Source organism: Achromobacter spanius (genome assembly GCF_003994415.1).
GTDB classification, from domain to species: Bacteria; Pseudomonadota; Gammaproteobacteria; order Burkholderiales; family Burkholderiaceae_B; genus Achromobacter; species Achromobacter spanius_C.
On the sequence record NZ_CP034689.1, the window covers coordinates 3,302,345 to 3,319,056 of the forward strand.

A 16,712-nucleotide genomic window follows, 5' to 3' on the forward strand; every position below is an offset into this window, starting at 1 on the left:
ATCTTCATCGGAAGTGAGGTGCAGGCATGGAACATTCCCCTATTCCCCGCAGCGGCGCCGACACGTCGCGCAACGCCAACCATGACGGCCCCGTGCGCGCACCGGGCGATTGCGACGCATGTGGCATGGCCCGGATCTGCCGCGCCGGTCCGGCTAACGGCGCCTGGTCGCTGCATCACTCGCCGACTTACGCGTCGCCGCTGCATCAAGCCACGCGCAACTGGCGGCTGGTGCACCGGGGCGAACCCGTCTACCGCGCGGGCGATCCCTTGAGGAATCTGTACTACTTGCGTGCCGGGTCCGCGAAGATCCGTGTGACCAACCCATCAGGCTCCGAGCAGATTGCCGCGTTTCCAATCTCGGGCACCTTGCTTGGGCTGGACGCCATCGCCACCGGCACCCACGAATGCGACGCCATCGCCTTGGAAGATTCGCTGGTGTGCGTGCTGCCGTTCAACGAATTGATGTCGCAGTGCAGCTACGACCTGGCGGCCACCAAGGAACTCAACCGGCTCATTGCCCAAGAGGTCAATCAGTTTCGGCGCCTGCTGACGGCCTTGGGCTGCATGACGACCGAGGGCCGGGTGGCGCGCTTTCTTGTGAACCTGTCCGAACAGATGGCCGCCAACGGTTATTCGGCGCGCGAGTACACGCTGAAAATGAGCCGCGAAGACATCGCCAACCATCTTGGCATGACGATCGAAACCGTATGCAGAACGTTCGGACGGATGCGCACGGCCTCGCTGCTCACCGTGAAAGGACGCAACCTGCAGATACGCAATCTGGAAGCCTTGAAGAAAGTCGGCAGCGTTTAGCGTCATCCGCGCCGACGGTTCAGCTCAGCCGGATCGCCAGCGCGGCCAGCGTCACGGCAAGCACTGGCAACGTCAGCACAATGCCCACCTTGAAGTAGTAGCCCCAGGAAATCGTCATGCCCTTGCGTTCCAGCACATGCAGCCAAAGCAAGGTGGCCAGGCTGCCGATTGGCGTGATCTTCGGACCCAGGTCGCTGCCGATCACATTGGCGTAGATCATCGCTTCCTTCACCACGCCGCTTGCCTGGCTGGCGTCGATGGACAACGCACCCACCAGCACCGTGGGCATATTGTTCATGATGGACGACAGCAGCGCCGCCATGAACCCCGCGCCAAACGTGGCCGTCCAGATGCCCTGCTCCGCCAAGCGCGTCAGCAGGTCTGCCAGGTACTGGGTCAGACCGGCGTTGCGCAAGCCATACACCACCAGATACATCCCCAGGGAAAAAATCACGATCTGCCATGGCGCCTCGCGGATGACCTTGCGCGTGCTGATCCGATGGCCGCGTCCGGCCACCAGCAGCAGAATCGCCGCGCCCAGGGCCGCCACCGCGCTGACCGGCACGCCCAGCGGCTCCAGGCCAAAGAAGCCGACCAGCAGCAATGCCAGCACCGCCCAGCCCGACCGGAACGTATTCAGGTCATGAATGGCCGCGGCGGGCGGCTTGAGCTGGCTTTCGTCATACCGTCGCGGAATGCGCGTGCGAAAGTACAGAAACAAGACGGCCAGCGATGCCAGCACGGCCACCAGGTTCACCGGCACCATCACTGCCGCGTACCGGTTGAAACCGATATCGAAGAAATCGGCCGACACGATGTTCACCAGGTTCGACACAATCAGCGGCAGGCTGGCGGCGTCGGCAATGAAACCCGCCGCCATCACAAAGGCCAGGGTGGCGCCGGGGCTGAAGCCCAGGGCTAGCAGCATGGCCATCACGATCGGGGTCAGGATGAGCGCGGCGCCGTCGTTGGCGAACAGCGCCGCCACCGCCGCCCCAAGCAGCACGATCAACGCGAACAAGGCGCGGCCGTTGCCCCTGCCCCACCGCGCCACGTGCAGCGCCGCCCATTCAAAGAAACCGGCCTCGTCCAGCAGCAGGCTGATGATGATGACGGCGATGAACGTGGCCGTGGCGTTCCAGACAATATTCCACACCACGGGAATGTCAGACACCTGCACCACGCCCGCGACCAGGGCAAGCACCGCGCCCAGGCTGGCGCTCCAGCCGATGCCCAGGCCGCGAGGCTGCCAGATGACCAGGATCAGGGTCAGGATGAAGATCGATAGCGCTGCGAACATGGGGGCGTCTCGTCAGGCCGCGGGCGTATCGGCGCCGATCTGCTTCAGCTCCCGGTGTATGGCGGCCTTGTCCAGCGTGGCCAGGGGCAAGTTGGCAAAGATGCTGATACGCGCCGAGATCTGGCGGAAGACCTTTTCAAAGACGCGGCGGCGTTCGTCTTCCGTTCCCACGGCCGCTGCCGGGTCCTCGAAACCCCAATGCGCCGAAATGGGTTGGCCGGGCCACACGGGGCAAACCTCGCCAGCGGCGTTGTCGCATACCGTGATGATGAAATCCATTTGCGGCGCATCAGGCAGGGCGAACTCATCCCAGCCTTTGCTGCGCAGGGTGTCCGTCGGATAGTCCAGCACACTGACTTTTTCGATCGCCAGCGGATTGACGGTCCCACCGGGATGGCTGCCCGCGCTGTAAGCGCGAAAGCGGCCCTTGCCCACCGTGTTGAGAAGCGCCTCGGCCATGATGCTGCGTGCGGAATTGCCGGTGCAGAGAAACAGTACGTTGTAGACCTTGTCAGTCATGATTCGGGCTCATTGGTTGAAGTGGCGTTACTGGCGGTGGGCAGGTCGAAGGCAACACGCCTTGTCCGGGATGGACAGGGGTTGCCGCCGCCGTCTTCGGCCAGGCACGCCAGCATAAAGCGAAAATTTCAATAGTTCAACAATTGTTGTAGTATTCGCCACATGGATAAAAACACTGCGGTCATCGTCTTCGAATCGCTCGCTTCGGGCGTGCGGCTGGACATCTTCCGGCTGCTCGTGCGGGCGGCGCCCGGCGGCTGCGTGGCCGGCCAGATCGCCACCGAACTCAGCTTGCCGCCCACCAACCTGTCGTTCCACCTGAAGGCGCTGACGCAGTCCGGCCTGCTGACGGTTGAGCAGGAAGGCCGTTACCTGCGCTACCGCGCAAACACCACGCTGATGTACGGACTGGTCGATTACCTGACCGCCGAGTGCTGCGCCGGAGTCGCTTGCGCGGAACCGCCCATGGATGAGGGGCGCGCGTCATGACATTGGCCTCGTCTGCTAGCCGGGCCGATGTGCTGATCGTGGGCGCTGGGCAAAGCGCGTTGGCGCTGGCCTATTTCCTGAAGCGAAGCAAGCTGGATGTGGTCTTGCTGGACGCCAACCCGCAACCCGGTGGCGCCTGGACCCATGGCTGGAATTCGTTGCGGCTGTTTTCCCCCGCGCAATGGAGTTCCTTGCCGGGCTGGCCTATGCCGGCCATGCCCGGATATCCCGGCCGAGACGAGGTGGTCGATTACCTGTCGCGATATGAAAGCCGTTATGGCTTCAATGTGCACCGCCCTGTGCGGGTGAACCGGGTACGCAAGGAGGCATCCGAATTTGTCGTTGAAACCGACCAGGGCGTTTGGCGCAGCCGTGCCGTCGTCAGCGCGACGGGCACCTGGAGCAAGCCCTACGTGCCCTCGTTCGAGGGGGCTTCCGATTTCCAAGGCACGCAGGTGCATTCCGCGCAATATCGGTCACCGGCGCCCTTCGCCGGCCAGCGGGTGTTGATCGTGGGCGGTGGCAATTCCGGCGCGCAAATTCTGGCCGAGGTGTCCAGCGTGGCGGAAACCACCTGGGTAACGCAGAGCAAGCCTTTATTCTTGCCCGATGACGTGGACGGCCGCGTCCTTTTCGAACGGGCCACTGCGCGCTGGCAGGCGCTGCAGCAGGGCAAGCAAGCCGACGACCTGCCCGGTGGTTTTGGCGACGTCGTCATGGTTGCGTCCGTGCGCGAGGCCCGAGAACGCGGCGTGCTGCACTCGGTTCGGCCGTTCTTGCGATTTACGCCCCAAGGCGTCGTCTGGCCGGACGGGACCGAGTCCGAGGTTGACGCCGTCATCTGGTGTACGGGCTTCCGGCCGGCCCTGGATCATCTGGCGCCGTTGCACGTCATCAACGCCGAAGGCAAGGTTGCGCTGGCCGGAACCCAGGCGTCGGCAATGCCGGGCTTGTGGCTGCTTGGGTATGGCGAGTGGACGGGGTTTGCGTCCGCCACGCTTGTCGGCATCATGCGCACGGCCAAATCCACGGCGCTTGAAGTGGCCGCGTATGTTGAGGCCAACCCGCGCACGCCATCCCCCTTGGTTCCCTCCTCTACTGAATCCTCTTCTTCACTTCCGACTTAACAGGACACCATGAGCTCCGTCACCATCTATCACAACCCCAAGTGCGGCACCTCGCGCAACACCTTGGCGCTGATCCGCAATGCCGGCGTGGAACCGCAAGTGATCGAATACCTGCAAACCCCGCCCGACCGCGCAACCCTGGTTGACCTGATCTCGCGCGCTGGGCTGTCGGTACGCGACGCCATTCGCCAAAAGGGCACGCCCTATCTGGAACTGGGCCTGGACGACGCCTCGCTCACCGACGACGCCCTGATCGACGCCATGCTTGAACACCCCATTCTGATCAACCGCCCTTTTGTGGTGACGGCCAAGGGAGTGCGGCTGTGCCGGCCGTCTGAATTGGTGCTGGACATTCTGGAACAAGCGCAGCGCGGCGCCTTCGTCAAGGAAGACGGCGAAGCGGTGATCGACGAGAACGGACAGCGCCTGCGCTAGAAAATTCGATGGCCCACCGCCCGATGTCCCAGCAAGCCGCCTCCCCCGACAAAGCGCATAGTTTGGTGACGGCGCTGGGCATCGGGCAAATCTGTTCTTGGGGCTCGCTGTATTACAGCTTTCCCCTGATCGCCGAAGCGATGGGCGCCGAACTTGGTTGGAGCAAACCCGATCTCTACGGCGCGGCAACGCTGGGGCTGATGCTGGCGGCGCTGGCGGCGTACCCGGTGGGCGTGGCGGTGGACCGGGGTTACGGCCGCTGGGTGATGGGCTTGTCTTCCCTGGCGGCGGGCGGTTTGCTGCTGCTTTGGTCACAGGTGACCTCGCTGCTGGCCTTTTACGTGCTGGTGGGCGGCATCGGTGCACTGCAGGCCGCCACGCTGTACGAACCCGCGTTTGCCGTCGTCGCCCGCCGCGTTGGCCCCGGCCATTCACGCGCCGGCATCACCGCGTTGACGCTGTGGGGCGGCTTTGCCAGCACGGTGTTCATTCCGCTGGTGCAATGGCTGCTGAACCATTGGGGCTGGCGCGATGCGTTGATGGTCTTGGCGGCGGTCAACGTCTTCATCTGCGGCAGCGCCTATCTGCTGTGCATTTCACCCACGCGTGACGCCAAGCCCGCTGGCGACGCCACGGCGGACGAACAACGCGCGCGTAACCGACTGGCGGTGCGAGACGCGCTGCGCCGTCCCGTCTTCTGGGCCTTGCTGGTGTCGTTGACGGCGTATGCGGCGGTTTTTTCCGCCTTTACCTTTCATATGTATCCGCTGCTGCGCGAACGCGGCATCGATACGGCTTCGGTGGTGCAAGCCATTGCGTTGATCGGGCCGGCCCAGGTGGCGGGCCGGATCGTGATCAGCCTGTTCGCGGCACGGGCCTCGATGCGCGCGGTCGGCACGGCGGTGGTCACGATTTTTCCGCTGGCTTTCGGCGCACTGGCTTTCCTGCGGGCCGACTTCCTGACCGTGGCGGCGGTGTGCGTGGTGTACGGCGGGGCCAACGGCATTTTCACGATCGTGCGCGGCATGGTGGTGCCTGAAATGCTGAGCCGCCACGCCTATGGCGCAATCAACGGCTTGCTGACCGTGCCCATGACTTTCGCGCGGGCCGCCGCGCCGGTGGGCGCCGCCGCCTTGTGGGCGCTTGGGTCTTCTTACGACACGGTGCTTGGCGCCATCGTGGCGGTGGCGTTTGTGCTGGCCGCGAGCTTCTGGCTGGCCGCCTGGATCAGCCGCCCCAGGCTTCAATTGATTTAAGTTATTTGAGTAGAGAACATTGCCATGACGACGTATTCCCCCCTTCACCCTCCTTCCCTGCTGAACGGGATCTGCCCAGCCTGGACGATGCCTTGCTGGATGTGCCCAGCCATGAAAAGCTGGCGCTGGAAAACGGCGCCACGCATCCGCCGCGCATTCTGCTGTTGTATGGCTCGCTGCGCGAGCGCTCGTATAGCCGCCTGCTGACGGAAGAAGCCGCCCGCATCCTGACCCGGCTGGGCGCTGAAACCCGCATCTTCGACCCCCGCGGCCTGCCGCTGCCCGACGGCGCGCCCGCCGATCATCCCAAGGTGGCCGAACTGCGTGCGCTGTCGCTGTGGTCCGAAGGCCAAGTCTGGTGCAGCCCGGAACGGCACGGCACGCTGACCGGCGTATTCAAGAGCCAGATCGATTGGCTGCCGCTGGAAACCGGCAGCGTGCGCCCCACACAGGGCCGCACGCTGGCCGTCATGCAGGTGTCGGGCGGATCGCAATCCTTCAACGCGGTCAACGCGCTGCGCGTGCTGGGCCGCTGGATGCGCATGGTGACCATACCCAACCAGTCGTCGGTAGCCAAGGCGTTTCAGGAGTTCGACGAGGCCGGGCGCATGAAGCCGTCTTCCTACTACGACCGGGTGGTGGACGTGATGGAAGAGCTGATCAAGTTCACCCTGCTGGTGCGCGACCGCAGCGACTACCTGACCAATCGGTACAGCGAACGCAAGGGCATGGCGGAAGAGGCCGCGCGCCTGGCGCGCGCGGCGATGGACCACGAGGCGGTGGCGCCGTAGCCGCTGCCCGGGGCTATCCGGCGCGTGGCGTGCCTGCTTCTGGCAGGATGTGTTGCGGCTTGGCGCCTTCCCGATTCAAGTGCGAAACCGCCGCCGACCGGGGTCTGGCCGAGGCACGGCGGCGATCAGGTCGCGGGTATAGCCGTGCGCGGGCGCCTCGAATATCTGATCGCACTCACCTTCTTCAACCAGCTCTCCCGCGGCCATGATCGCAACCCGGTCGGCAATGTGCCGGACCACGCCCAGGTCGTGCGAAATGAACAGATACGTCAGGCCGGTTTCGGCTTGCAGGTCGGCCAGCAGGTCCAGAACCTGCGCCTTCACGGACACGTCCAGCGCCGACACGGCTTCGTCCGCGACGATGAAGCGCGGCTCCAGCGCCAACGCGCGGGCGATGGCAATGCGCTGGCGCTGCCCGCCCGAAAACTGATGCGGAAAGCGCTTGGCGTGGTCAGGCTGCAGGCCCACGCGCGCAAGCAGGGCAAGCATCCGCGCATGCCGTTCTTCGGGCGTGTAGAGCTTGTGGATGACCAAGCCGTCCATGATCGCGTCGCCCACGGTGCGGCGCGGATTCAGGCTGGAGTACGGATCCTGGAAGATCGTTTGCACCTGGCGCCGAAACGACAGCAGCGACGCCCCTGACAGTTGCTGCACGTCGTGCCCGGCCACCCGGATCTTGCCGGACGATGGCCGGACCAGGCCTGCAATGCAACGCCCCAGCGTGCTCTTTCCCGAACCCGATTCTCCCACCAGCGCCAGCGTGGTGCCGGGCGCGATCGACAGGCTTACGCCACGCACCGCCTGCACGACGCGTGGCGGTTTACCCAGGAGCGAGCGACCCACGACGTAGTCTTTCGTGACGCCTTCGGCGTGCAGGATGGGGTTGTTCATCGTGGCGCTCCTTCAATGACGGGGCGAGGCGGCCCCAGGCGCCGCGTCGGGTCGCGCGGGGCGTCCACATTGGGTACCGCCGCCAGCAAGGCCTGTGTGTAAGGATGGCTGGGATGACGAAAAATCTGCAAGACAGCGCCCTCTTCCACCACCCTGCCGGCCTGCATGACGACCACCCGATCGGCAATCTCGGCCACCACGCCCAGATCGTGCGTAATGAACAGCACCGCCGCGCCCGTTTCTGCCTGCATGGAGAACAGCAGTTGCAGCACCTGCGCCTGCACCGTCACGTCCAGGGCGGTGGTGGGTTCGTCGGCGATGATCAGCTTGGGCGTTAGCGCGCAAGCGATGGCAATCATGATGCGCTGGCGCATGCCGCCCGACAGTTCGTGCGGATACGCCTTTGCCCGCTGCGCCGGGTCGCGAATGCCCACACGGTCCATCAAGGCCACCGCCCGGTTCCAGGCGTGCTTACGGCCCATTCCCGCTTCATGGATGCGAAGCACTTCGGCAATCTGGTCGGCCACGCAGCGTCCGGGGTTCAGCGCGGTCATCGGTTCCTGGAACACCATGGCCATGTCCTTGCCGCGCAACGCGTCCATGTCCGACTCCGATGCGCGCAACAAGTCGTGGCCGTCAAACCGCAGCTCGTCCGCGGCCACCCGGCCGGGCGGGTCCACCAGCCCCATCAACGAAAAGCCCGTGACCGACTTGCCGGAGCCGGACTCACCAACCAGGCAGACGACTTCACCGCGCCGCACGGTCAGGTCCACGCCCCGGACCGCGGCGACCACGCCTTGGGCAGTATCGAAGTTGACGCTCAGGTTGCGAACCGTCAGCAGGGCTTCGGCATCACGGTTCATCGTTGCAGCTCCGGGTTCAGCACGTCTTGCAGCCAGTCGCCCAGCACATTGACGGCCAGCACGGTAAAGAACAGGGCCAGAGCCGGTACCAGCACGGGCCACGGGTTGGTGTAGAGATAGTCCTTCAGCGACCCGACCATCTGCCCCCACGACGGCACGGGCGGCCTGACGCCCAGGCCCAGGAAGCTCAAGCCCGCTTCCAGCAGCATGGCAAACGAAAACGTGAAGGACGCCTGCACCGCGATGATCGAACGCATGTTGGGCAGCACTTCGTGCCAGATGATCCAGCGGCTGCCCGCGCCCAACGAACTCGCGGCCAGCACGTGTTCGCGCGCTCGGATGCCGCGCGCCACGCCCCAGGTGACCCGGGCGAATTGCGGAGCGTAGAGCACGCCGATGGTGGCGACCAGTGTCGGCAAGTTGCCGCCAATGAACGCCAGCACCACCAGCGCCACGAAAATCTCGGGGAGTGACACGAAGACGTCCACCACGCGGATGGCCGCGGCTTCCATGCGCCGGCCCAGGAACGCCACGCCCACGCCGATCGTCACGCCCAGGACGCCCGCCAGCAGCACGGCGGCGCCCGCCACCGTCAATGAAACCCGAGCGCCGTACACGGCCCGCGACAGCAGGTCGCGCCCCAGTTCATCGGTGCCCAACCAGTGTTTCCACGATGGCGAGGCCAGCAGGTTGGCAGCATCGATCTGATACGGGTCCGCCAGGCCCAACATGGGGCCGAAAGCGGCGCCCATCACCAGCACGATCAAAAACCCAAGCGCCAGGCGGACGGACCCGCCACCGGAATACGTTCTTAGCAATGCAATCATGTGGATGGCCTGCGGATGCGGGGGTCAACCAAACCCTGCGCCAGGTCGATGACCAGGTTGATCAGGATGAAGATGGCAAAAATGGCCAGCAAACACCCCTGGATCACGGGGTAGTCGCGCGAAAATGCGGCGCTGACCAGCAAGGAACTGAGTCCGGGCCAATCAAACAGCGCTTCGATAATGACCGTGCCGCCCAGCAAGTTGCCCGCCCGGATGCCCACAATGGCAATCACGGGCACCAGCGCGTTGGGCAGTGCGTGCCGGAAAATGGCCTTGCCGCGCGGCAACCCTTTGGCGCGAGCCAGCTTGACGTAGTCGCGGCCCATCACGTCCGACAGGCTGGCGCGGGTCATGCGGGCAACGACGCCCATGAAGTTCAAGCCGATGGTCAAGGCTGGCAGGATCAGCGCCAGGCAATGCTGCAGCGGATCGTCGGCGAACGACACGAAGCCCGACGAGGGCAACCAGCCCAGCCCCAGACTGAACACCAGCACCAGCAGAATGCCCAGCACGAATACCGGCGCCGAGAATCCAGCCACGGCCAGCACTGATGCCATCACCCCCGCCAGCCGGCCCCGGGCGCGCGCCGCGATGACCCCCAGGGGCACGCCCAGCAGCACGGCCACCAGCAGGCCGACGCCGATCAATTCCAGGCTGCGTGGAATGCGCCGCGCCAGCTCGTTGGCCACGGGTTCACCAGTGCGTAGCGACACACCCAGGTCGCCGTGCGCCAAGGCCCCCGCCCAGTGCGTGAACTGCGTGGCCAGAGGCAGGTCCAGGCCTAGCTGAGCCCGCACGCGGGCCACGGCTTCCGGGTCGCTGCCGGCCTGGTCGCCCAGCATGATGGCGACCGGGTCGCCGGGCAGCAGATGGATGGCGATGAACACCACGCCTGTCGCCAGCGCCAGTGTGATCAGCGCTGAAGACAGCCGTCTTAGCAGGAAAGGCAGCATGCCGATGCGCTCAGTTCAGCCACATGGTGGGCAGCGAGATGCCCGGGCTGCTTTCGCTCAGCGCTCCGCCCAATTGCGTATACCCGCGCACCTTGCGCAGATAGCCTTGCGCCTGTTCACGCCAGTTCACGAAGGCCCAGGGGCTGGTGTCGAGAATGCGCTTTTCCACTTGCGCATAGACCGGCTGGCGCGCCTTCGGGTCCGTCAGCGCGCGGCCTTCCGCCAGCAGCTTTTCCAGTTCGGGGTCACGGTAGCCGATGGGCTTGGCCCAGTAGCTGGAATCGCCGCCCAGGTAATAGGCATAGGCGTCGGGGTCAGGCAGTTTGACCGACACGCCGTAGATCATGGATTCATAGTCGCCGCGATTCTTGCGTTCTACCAGCGTGGCCCATTCCACCGGTTCCAGCTTGAGATTGATGCCGGCTTCTTTCAAATTGGCCTGCACCACCTGGGCCATCGTCGTATAGATGCCCAAGCCTTGAAAGACCACCATCGAGGCGTCCAGTCCGTTGCCGTAGCCGGCCTCGGCCAGCAGCGCCCTGGCCTGCTTGACATCGCGCTTGTAGGTGCCGTCCAGCGCCTTGTTGTAGTAAGGCGAGTCGGTGGGCGTGGGCGCGCCATGGATGGGTTGGCCGTGACCGAAGAAAGCGGCCTTGGACACGGCCTCGCGGTCGATGGCGTAGGACACCGCGCGCCGCACGCGGGCGTCGTCGAACGGTTTTTTGCTGGTGTTGAACCAGACGCTCATGAAGGCGCCTCCCGCCATGTCGATCTTCATGCCAGCGTTGCGCCGCAACGCGTCGATGTCCTTCCAGGGCACGAAATCAATCATGTCCAGCGATCCGCTGCGCAGCGCGTTGACGCGGGCATCGTCGCTTTTGATCATGCGGAAATCGACGGCGTCCAGGTACGGCTGCCCCGCCACAAAGTAAGCGGGGTTGCGAGCCAGGCTGGCTCGCACGGCGGGCTCGTAGGCCTTGAGCTGGAAGGGGCCGGTGCCGTTGGCGGCAAGCTTCAGATTGGCGCCGCCTTCCACCCATTTGCGCGAGACGATGGCCGCTTCGGGCAACGCCAGTACGCCCAGCAGCGTGGCGTCGGGCGACGGCTTTTCAACCTTGACGGTGGCCGGGTCTACGACGGTAACTTTCATGCCCAGCAGGTTGGCGCGCAGCGTTGCGCCCGTGGCCGGGTCCAGGATGCGGTCCAGCGAGAACTTCACGTCGTCCGCCGTGAGCGGCGTGCCGTCCTGGAATTTCACGTTCGGACGCAGGTGGAAGATGATGCTGCGCGCATCGGGCTGTTCCCAGCGTTCGGCCAGACGCGGCACGACGGCGCCCGTTTTGTCGTAGCCGGCCAAGGGGCTGTAGAGCGATTCGATCAACACCTTCCAGGCGCTGCCGCCGTAGACATGTGGGTCCAGCGACACCACTTCGGACACCGTGCCGTAGCGCAGCGTACCGCCCTGCTTTGGCGTGTCGGCGGCCTGTGCCCCGGCCATGTATGCCAGCAGCGCGCAAGCGCCCACGCGCAGCGCCATCCGGCGCCAGGTTTGTTGCATCGTCATTGTTTTCCCCTTGCTCATGATGGTTCGGTTTGCCGGATGCGTGCCCCGATCAGGGCAAGGCCTCGACCAGCCGATCGATTTCACTGGAATCGTTGTAATACGAAGGCGAGATGCGCAGGTTGCCGCCGCGCACCGCCAGGTCCACGCCCGCGTCGCGCAGCCGCATTGATAGTTCTTGCGCATCATGGCCCGCATGCTTGAAAGACAAATTGCCCGACGCTTCGCCCGGGGCGCGCGAACTGACAATTTGATAGCCCTTTTTCTGCAAGGCCTCGCTGGCGTAGTCGGTCAGCCCCAGAATGTGCGCTTCGATGCGGGCCGGCGTCAGCGCCAGTTGGATGCGCACCGCGGCGTCCAGGCCCCAGATACCGGTGAAATTCGCCAGCGCTTCTTCGAAACGGCCGGCATTGGGCCGATATTCCAGCAGGTAATGCATGTGGTCTTCGGTGCTGTCCACGCTGTGATAGCCCACGCTGGGCGGGTCCAGCAGTCCCAGCACGCTCTTGCGGCAGTAGAAGTAACCGGTGCCTATCGGCGCCAACATCCATTTGTGGCCGCCTACCGCCAGGAAGTGGATGCCCAGCTTTTCCACATCCAGCTCCAAGGAACCGGCCCACTGGATGGCGTCCAGGTTCAGGTACACGCCGCGTTCATGGCACAGGTTGGACGTGGCCTCAAGGTCTTGCCGAAAGCCGTTGGAAAATTGCACCGCGCTGATCGAAACCAGCCGTGTACGGTCATCCATGAGCTTGCGGATGTCGTCCACCAGGATGCGGCCGTTGCGGTTCTTTACCCAGCGTATCGTCACGCCGCGCGCTGCCAGTTTCATCCAGCAGTACACATTGGAGGGGTACTCGATATCGGCCAGGATCAGGTTGTCGCCGTCGCGCCAGGGAAAGCCATTGGCCACGTTGACCAGGCCTTCGGTGGTGTTTTTGACATAGGCGATTTCGTCGCGGTGGGCCCCGATCAGGCGGCCGATGCGCGTTTTGATGGTCTCTTCGGCAAAGCGGCACCAGTCGGGATAGGCGTTGCGTCCGTTGTCGCGCACGTCTTCCATGAAGCGGTTCACGGCGGCGACCACCGGCAGGCTCAGCGCGCCAATCGAGGCATTGTTCAGATACGCCCGCCGCTGCTTGATGGGAAACGCGTGCCCCACGTTGCTCCAGTCCAGCTGTTCGATGCCATTGCGGTCGCCGGGAAACAGGGCGGCGGGTTCGCCCAGGGAAACCGCCTTATCTAGGATGTTCACGCCGTGCCTCTTTCATTGAAGGTGGGATGATCCTAAGATTGCCGGAATCCATGCGTCAATTTCGTTTGCGGTATCGATGCATGCGCTTTTGTAATGGGTTATACCCTTGTCGCCAGCCTGCCCTATGGAAGACGCGGGCGGGCCGGGTTGGCGTCCCTGCGTGTGTTCTCCTCTCTTTCGGGTTTCTCCCTATGCGATTGAACCGTTTGCAAGCCCTGCGCGCCGTCCTGGAAACCGGAAGCGTGACCGAGGCCTCGCGCCGCGTCCACCGAACCCAGCCGCAGATCAGCCGGCTGATATCGGCGCTGGAAGAGGAAGTGGGTTTTTCGCTGTTCCTACGCCAGGGACGCGGCCTGATTCCCACGCAGGAGTGCCTGCGCTTCTACGAAGGCAGCCGGCATATCCTGGCGGGTTTTGATGAGGTGTCGCGCATTGCCGATTCCATCCGCAATCAGCAAGACGCCTGGTTGCGCATCCTGACGCAGCCCTACTTCGCCTATAGCGTGACGCCCCGCGCCATTGCGGAGTTCTCGCGCAGCCACCCGCGCGTTCGGATATCGCTGGAAGTGCGCTCGCGCGTGGATGTGGGCTTGTGGATGTCGGGACAGCAATTCGACCTGGGGCTGGCGGCGCTGCCCATCGACTTTCCGGGTATCCGCTCGCGCCCCTTCGCCGACGTGCGGCTGGTGATCGCCATGCCGCAAGGCCATCGCCTGGCCGCCAACGCCGTGCTGACGCCGGAAGACATCAAGGACGAACCCTTTATTGCGCTGCGCCCGTTTACCCTGCTGCGGCAGCGTACCGACGATTTGATGGAGAAATACCGCTTGCCTTTGCGCTTGGTGATGGAGACGTCATCGGGGCAGTCCGCGTGCCAGTTGGCGGCGTTGGGCGTGGGGATTGCGTTGGCGGATCCGATTCTGGCGGCCAATGTGCCGGGTATTGTGCTGCGAGACTTTGAACCCCGGCTAAGCATTCCTTATGGGTTTTTACTGCCCAGCAGCTATGCGCCGTCGGAACAGGCGCGCGAATTCGCGCGCCTGTTCGTCCGCATTGTTAAAGAGACCGCGCCGGACAGGGTGCAATTGCTTGCGTCGTCACTCGCGGATGACGACGATGGGCTGTTGGACTGAAGCCGTCGGAGGCCGGTCCCACACGTCTGTCCGCCGCCAGGCGCTTCTTAATCAATCGCCGCGCCCGCGGTTTTCACGACCTTGCCCAGGCGGGTGTATTCCTCGGCGCCAAAGTCCTTCAAGGTCTGGCGCGTGGTGGGCGACGGGATGGCGCCGCGCGATTCCAGCGTCTTCTTTACATCGGGCCGTTGCAGAGCCTTGTTGACGGCGGCGTTCAGCTTGTCCAGCACGGCGGGCGGGGTGCCCTTCGGCGCGTACAGGCCGTCCCAGGCGAAGAACTCGTAACCCTTCACGCCGGCTTCGTTCATCGTGGGTATGTCGGGGTTGGACGCCACGCGCTCGGGCGTGGTGACGGCCAGCGCGCGCAGTTTGCCGGCGGCGATCTGGCCCGACACATTGGGCATGACATCGATCAGGAACGAGATGCGTCCGCCCAACAGGTCGGTCATGGCCGCGCCGCCGCCCTTGTACGGAATGTGCATGACCTGGATGCCCGCCATCTGCTTCAGCAATTCACAGGCCAGATGCGACGACGTGCCATTGCCGGCAGAGCCGCAGGTCAGTTCGCCGGGGTGGGATTTGGCGTAGGTCAGCAGTTGGTCCAGTGACTTGAAGCGGTCGTCGGTGCCGTTCACGACCAGGGCCGCGGCAATGACGGTAAACCGCGAAATCGGCTCGAAGTCGCTGGGTTTGTAGCCGGGCGATTTATACAGCCAGTGGTTGGTGGCCTGCGTGCCGTTGGTGCCGTATGACAGCGTGTAGCCGTCCGGGTTGGCGCGCGCCGCGATGGACGTGCCGATGTTGCCGCCCGCGCCGGGGCGGTTTTCCACGATGATGGATTGGCCCAGTTCGCGCGACAGGGGCTCGGCCATCAGCCGCGCCAGCGTATCGCCGCCACCGCCCGCCGCAAACGGCACCACCAGCGTGATGGCGTGGGTGGGCCAGTCGGCTTGTTGCGCCAGCACGGCAGCGGATGGCAGCGCGGCGCTGGCGGCAGTGGCCAGGCAAATCAAGGTCTTGGATAGTTTCATGCTTGTCTCCTGTGGGGATAGTGTGCGCGCGCCCGCTTGGGTTGTAGGTGTATCGGGCGCGTGTTTTTTATGCGAGCGTTGGGGGTCGTGGATGTGCGAGGTCAGGGTTCGGGATTCGGGTCGCGGTTGGGAGAATCAGACGAAGCGGCAGCTCACCGACCCCAGTGGGCCGTAGTCCACGTGGAAGGTGTCGCCGGCCTGGGCAAAGACGGGCCGGGTGAACGAGCCGCCAAGAATGATCTGGCCGGCTTCCAGGGTCACGTCATGTTCCGCCAGCTTGTTGGCCAGCCACACGACACCGTTCGCCGGGTGGTTCAGCACGCCCGCCGCCAGGCCGGTTTCTTCGATGACGGCGTTGCGCGACATCATCGCGCCCACCCAGCGCAGATCCATATCGCCCACCCGCACGGGGCGGCCACCCATCACCACACCGGCATTGGCGGCGTTGTCGGCAATGGTGTCGAACACCTTGCGTGGGCGTTTGGACTCGGGGTCGATCTGGTGCGAGCGGGCATCGATGATTTCAAGCGCGGGAATCACGTAGCGCACGGCGTCCAGCACGTCAAAGAGCGTCACGCCGGGGCCGCGCAGCGGGCGGTCCAGGATGAAGGCCAGCTCGACTTCCACGCGCGGCACGATGAAGCGATCACGCGGGATCTCGGCGCCGTCGGCAAACAGCATGTCGTCCAGCAGCGCGCCGTAATCGGGTTCATCGATCTGTGACGACAACTGCATGGCGCGCGAGGTCAGCCCGATCTTATGGCCCACCAGGCGGCGGCCCGACGCAATCTTGTGCGCGACCCAGGCGCGCTGGATGGCGTAGGCGTCGGCGATGGTGATGTCGGGATGGTCCAGCGACAGTTGCCGCACCTGCGTGCGGCGCTGCTCGGCCTCGTCCAGCCGTAGCGCCAGTGTTTTTATGGTGGTGGCGTCCATTGATGTCTCCTTGGGGGTGAGTTTTTTGTGTTTCCGGTGGGCGTTGCCGGTCACTCGGGCGGCAGATGGCGGCGGCTGCTTTTGTCGGCCAGGCGCCAACCGTCTTGCGTGGCGACCAACACGTCGCGGCATTCGCGGATGGAAACCAGGCGGGGCGCCCCACCCTGCTCGTGCGGCACGCTGTCGTAGGCGGTCAGGAAATAGCCGACCGTGGCGCGAGATGGGTTGCCGTTTGGCCTGCGCTCCGTGTCGCCCGCAGGGTCGCTCGCTTGCTCGACCGCCTCCAGGCGCAGGTTGGTGATGACATGGCAGGTGCTGCGTTCAGGCGCGCGTGCGTTCAGCGCGGCCAGCACTTCTTGCGGGCCGCATAGCCGCTTGCCCTGGCGCATCCAGACGCCCTCCGGCGCCATCAGGGCGGCGGCGGCGTCGTGGCGACGGGTGTCCAGCGCATGAAAAAACGTCAGCACCACCGCTTCGCAAGCGGCCTTGGTCTGGTCGGCGTACAGGGCTTCTGAAGCATGTTCCATGGT

The 16,712-nt window shown here is 64.6% G+C and carries 18 protein-coding genes; 7 read left to right on the plus strand and 11 right to left on the minus strand.

Annotated elements, in window-relative coordinates; translation table 11 throughout:
- Positions 1 to 26: 26 nt before the first annotated feature.
- Entirely contained in the window at positions 27 to 815 is a 789-nt protein-coding gene (locus tag ELS24_RS14965) for a helix-turn-helix domain-containing protein (RefSeq protein WP_240669525.1), read from the plus strand.
- Positions 816 to 834: 19 nt separating this feature from the next.
- Here ELS24_RS14965 and ELS24_RS14970 read toward each other — a convergent pair whose 3' ends face one another.
- Positions 835 to 2,115 (minus strand): arsenic transporter, encoded by a 1,281-nt coding sequence (locus ELS24_RS14970; RefSeq protein WP_127184589.1) that lies wholly within the window; start codon positions 2,113 to 2,115, stop codon positions 835 to 837.
- A 12-nt stretch (positions 2,116 to 2,127) separates the two neighbouring features.
- A complete protein-coding gene (locus ELS24_RS14975) occupies positions 2,128 to 2,634 on the minus strand; it encodes an arsenate reductase ArsC (protein ID WP_050444793.1) in 507 nt (168 codons plus the stop codon).
- Between the two features lie 162 nt (positions 2,635 to 2,796).
- Here ELS24_RS14975 and ELS24_RS14980 point away from each other — a divergent pair, with 162 nt between their 5' ends.
- The 5 genes from ELS24_RS14980 (at position 2,797) to arsH (ending at position 6,732) form a co-directional block, all read left to right on the plus strand.
- Positions 2,797 to 3,123, plus strand: a complete 327-nt coding sequence (locus tag ELS24_RS14980; protein ID WP_050444792.1) for an ArsR/SmtB family transcription factor — start codon at positions 2,797 to 2,799, stop codon at positions 3,121 to 3,123.
- On the plus strand, positions 3,120 to 4,250 hold the full coding sequence (locus ELS24_RS14985; RefSeq protein ID WP_127184590.1) for an ArsO family NAD(P)H-dependent flavin-containing monooxygenase: 1,131 nt from the start codon (positions 3,120 to 3,122) through the stop codon (positions 4,248 to 4,250). Before ELS24_RS14980 ends, ELS24_RS14985 begins: the two co-directional genes overlap by 4 nt.
- Before the next feature lie 9 nt (positions 4,251 to 4,259).
- Positions 4,260 to 4,685, plus strand: coding sequence for an arsenate reductase (glutaredoxin) (arsC, locus tag ELS24_RS14990; protein ID WP_127184591.1), 426 nt, complete (start codon positions 4,260 to 4,262; stop codon positions 4,683 to 4,685).
- 8 nt (positions 4,686 to 4,693) lie between these two features.
- Positions 4,694 to 5,941 carry an MFS transporter gene (locus ELS24_RS14995; protein WP_127184592.1) on the plus strand — a complete coding sequence of 416 codons (1,248 nt, stop codon included), beginning with the start codon at positions 4,694 to 4,696 and terminating at the stop codon, positions 5,939 to 5,941.
- A gap of 80 nt (positions 5,942 to 6,021) precedes the next feature.
- Complete coding sequence (gene arsH / locus ELS24_RS15000; RefSeq protein ID WP_127186350.1) at positions 6,022 to 6,732, plus strand: arsenical resistance protein ArsH; 711 nt, start codon at positions 6,022 to 6,024, stop codon at positions 6,730 to 6,732.
- 75 nt (positions 6,733 to 6,807) lie between these two features.
- Here arsH and ELS24_RS15005 read toward each other — a convergent pair whose 3' ends face one another.
- From ELS24_RS15005 to ELS24_RS15030, 6 genes are read right to left on the minus strand one after another with little or no spacing between them, the layout of a single operon-like run.
- Complete coding sequence (locus ELS24_RS15005) at positions 6,808 to 7,623, minus strand: ABC transporter ATP-binding protein (protein ID WP_127184593.1); 816 nt, start codon at positions 7,621 to 7,623, stop codon at positions 6,808 to 6,810.
- Positions 7,620 to 8,486 (minus strand): ABC transporter ATP-binding protein, encoded by an 867-nt coding sequence (locus tag ELS24_RS15010; RefSeq protein WP_127184594.1) that lies wholly within the window; start codon positions 8,484 to 8,486, stop codon positions 7,620 to 7,622. The genes ELS24_RS15005 and ELS24_RS15010 overlap by 4 nt, the downstream gene beginning before the upstream one ends.
- Positions 8,483 to 9,313 carry an ABC transporter permease gene (locus tag ELS24_RS15015; RefSeq protein ID WP_050444786.1) on the minus strand — a complete coding sequence of 277 codons (831 nt, stop codon included), beginning with the start codon at positions 9,311 to 9,313 and terminating at the stop codon, positions 8,483 to 8,485. Before ELS24_RS15015 ends, ELS24_RS15010 begins: the two co-directional genes overlap by 4 nt.
- Positions 9,310 to 10,266 carry an ABC transporter permease gene (locus ELS24_RS15020; RefSeq protein WP_127184595.1) on the minus strand — a complete coding sequence of 319 codons (957 nt, stop codon included), beginning with the start codon at positions 10,264 to 10,266 and terminating at the stop codon, positions 9,310 to 9,312. Before ELS24_RS15020 ends, ELS24_RS15015 begins: the two co-directional genes overlap by 4 nt.
- Positions 10,267 to 10,276: 10 nt before the next feature.
- The gene (locus ELS24_RS15025) at positions 10,277 to 11,830 is read right to left on the minus strand and encodes an ABC transporter substrate-binding protein (RefSeq protein WP_127184596.1); all 1,554 of its coding nucleotides are present in this window, start codon (positions 11,828 to 11,830) and stop codon (positions 10,277 to 10,279) included.
- A gap of 49 nt (positions 11,831 to 11,879) precedes the next feature.
- Positions 11,880 to 13,082 carry an aminotransferase class V-fold PLP-dependent enzyme gene (locus ELS24_RS15030; RefSeq protein WP_127184597.1) on the minus strand — a complete coding sequence of 401 codons (1,203 nt, stop codon included), beginning with the start codon at positions 13,080 to 13,082 and terminating at the stop codon, positions 11,880 to 11,882.
- A gap of 191 nt (positions 13,083 to 13,273) precedes the next feature.
- Here ELS24_RS15030 and ELS24_RS15035 point away from each other — a divergent pair, with 191 nt between their 5' ends.
- The gene (locus tag ELS24_RS15035; RefSeq protein WP_050444782.1) at positions 13,274 to 14,215 is read left to right on the plus strand and encodes a LysR family transcriptional regulator; all 942 of its coding nucleotides are present in this window, start codon (positions 13,274 to 13,276) and stop codon (positions 14,213 to 14,215) included.
- A gap of 47 nt (positions 14,216 to 14,262) precedes the next feature.
- Here ELS24_RS15035 and ELS24_RS15040 read toward each other — a convergent pair whose 3' ends face one another.
- The 3 genes from ELS24_RS15040 to ELS24_RS15050 all read right to left on the minus strand — a co-directional run bounded on the left by ELS24_RS15040 (position 14,263) and on the right by ELS24_RS15050 (position 16,709).
- Positions 14,263 to 15,246 carry a Bug family tripartite tricarboxylate transporter substrate binding protein gene (locus ELS24_RS15040; RefSeq protein WP_127184598.1) on the minus strand — a complete coding sequence of 328 codons (984 nt, stop codon included), beginning with the start codon at positions 15,244 to 15,246 and terminating at the stop codon, positions 14,263 to 14,265.
- A 135-nt stretch (positions 15,247 to 15,381) separates the two neighbouring features.
- Entirely contained in the window at positions 15,382 to 16,182 is an 801-nt protein-coding gene (gene hpaH, locus ELS24_RS15045; protein WP_050444780.1) for a 2-oxo-hept-4-ene-1,7-dioate hydratase, read from the minus strand.
- A gap of 50 nt (positions 16,183 to 16,232) precedes the next feature.
- Positions 16,233 to 16,709 carry a nuclear transport factor 2 family protein gene (locus ELS24_RS15050; protein ID WP_127184599.1) on the minus strand — a complete coding sequence of 159 codons (477 nt, stop codon included), beginning with the start codon at positions 16,707 to 16,709 and terminating at the stop codon, positions 16,233 to 16,235.
- Positions 16,710 to 16,712 lie beyond the last annotated feature (3 nt).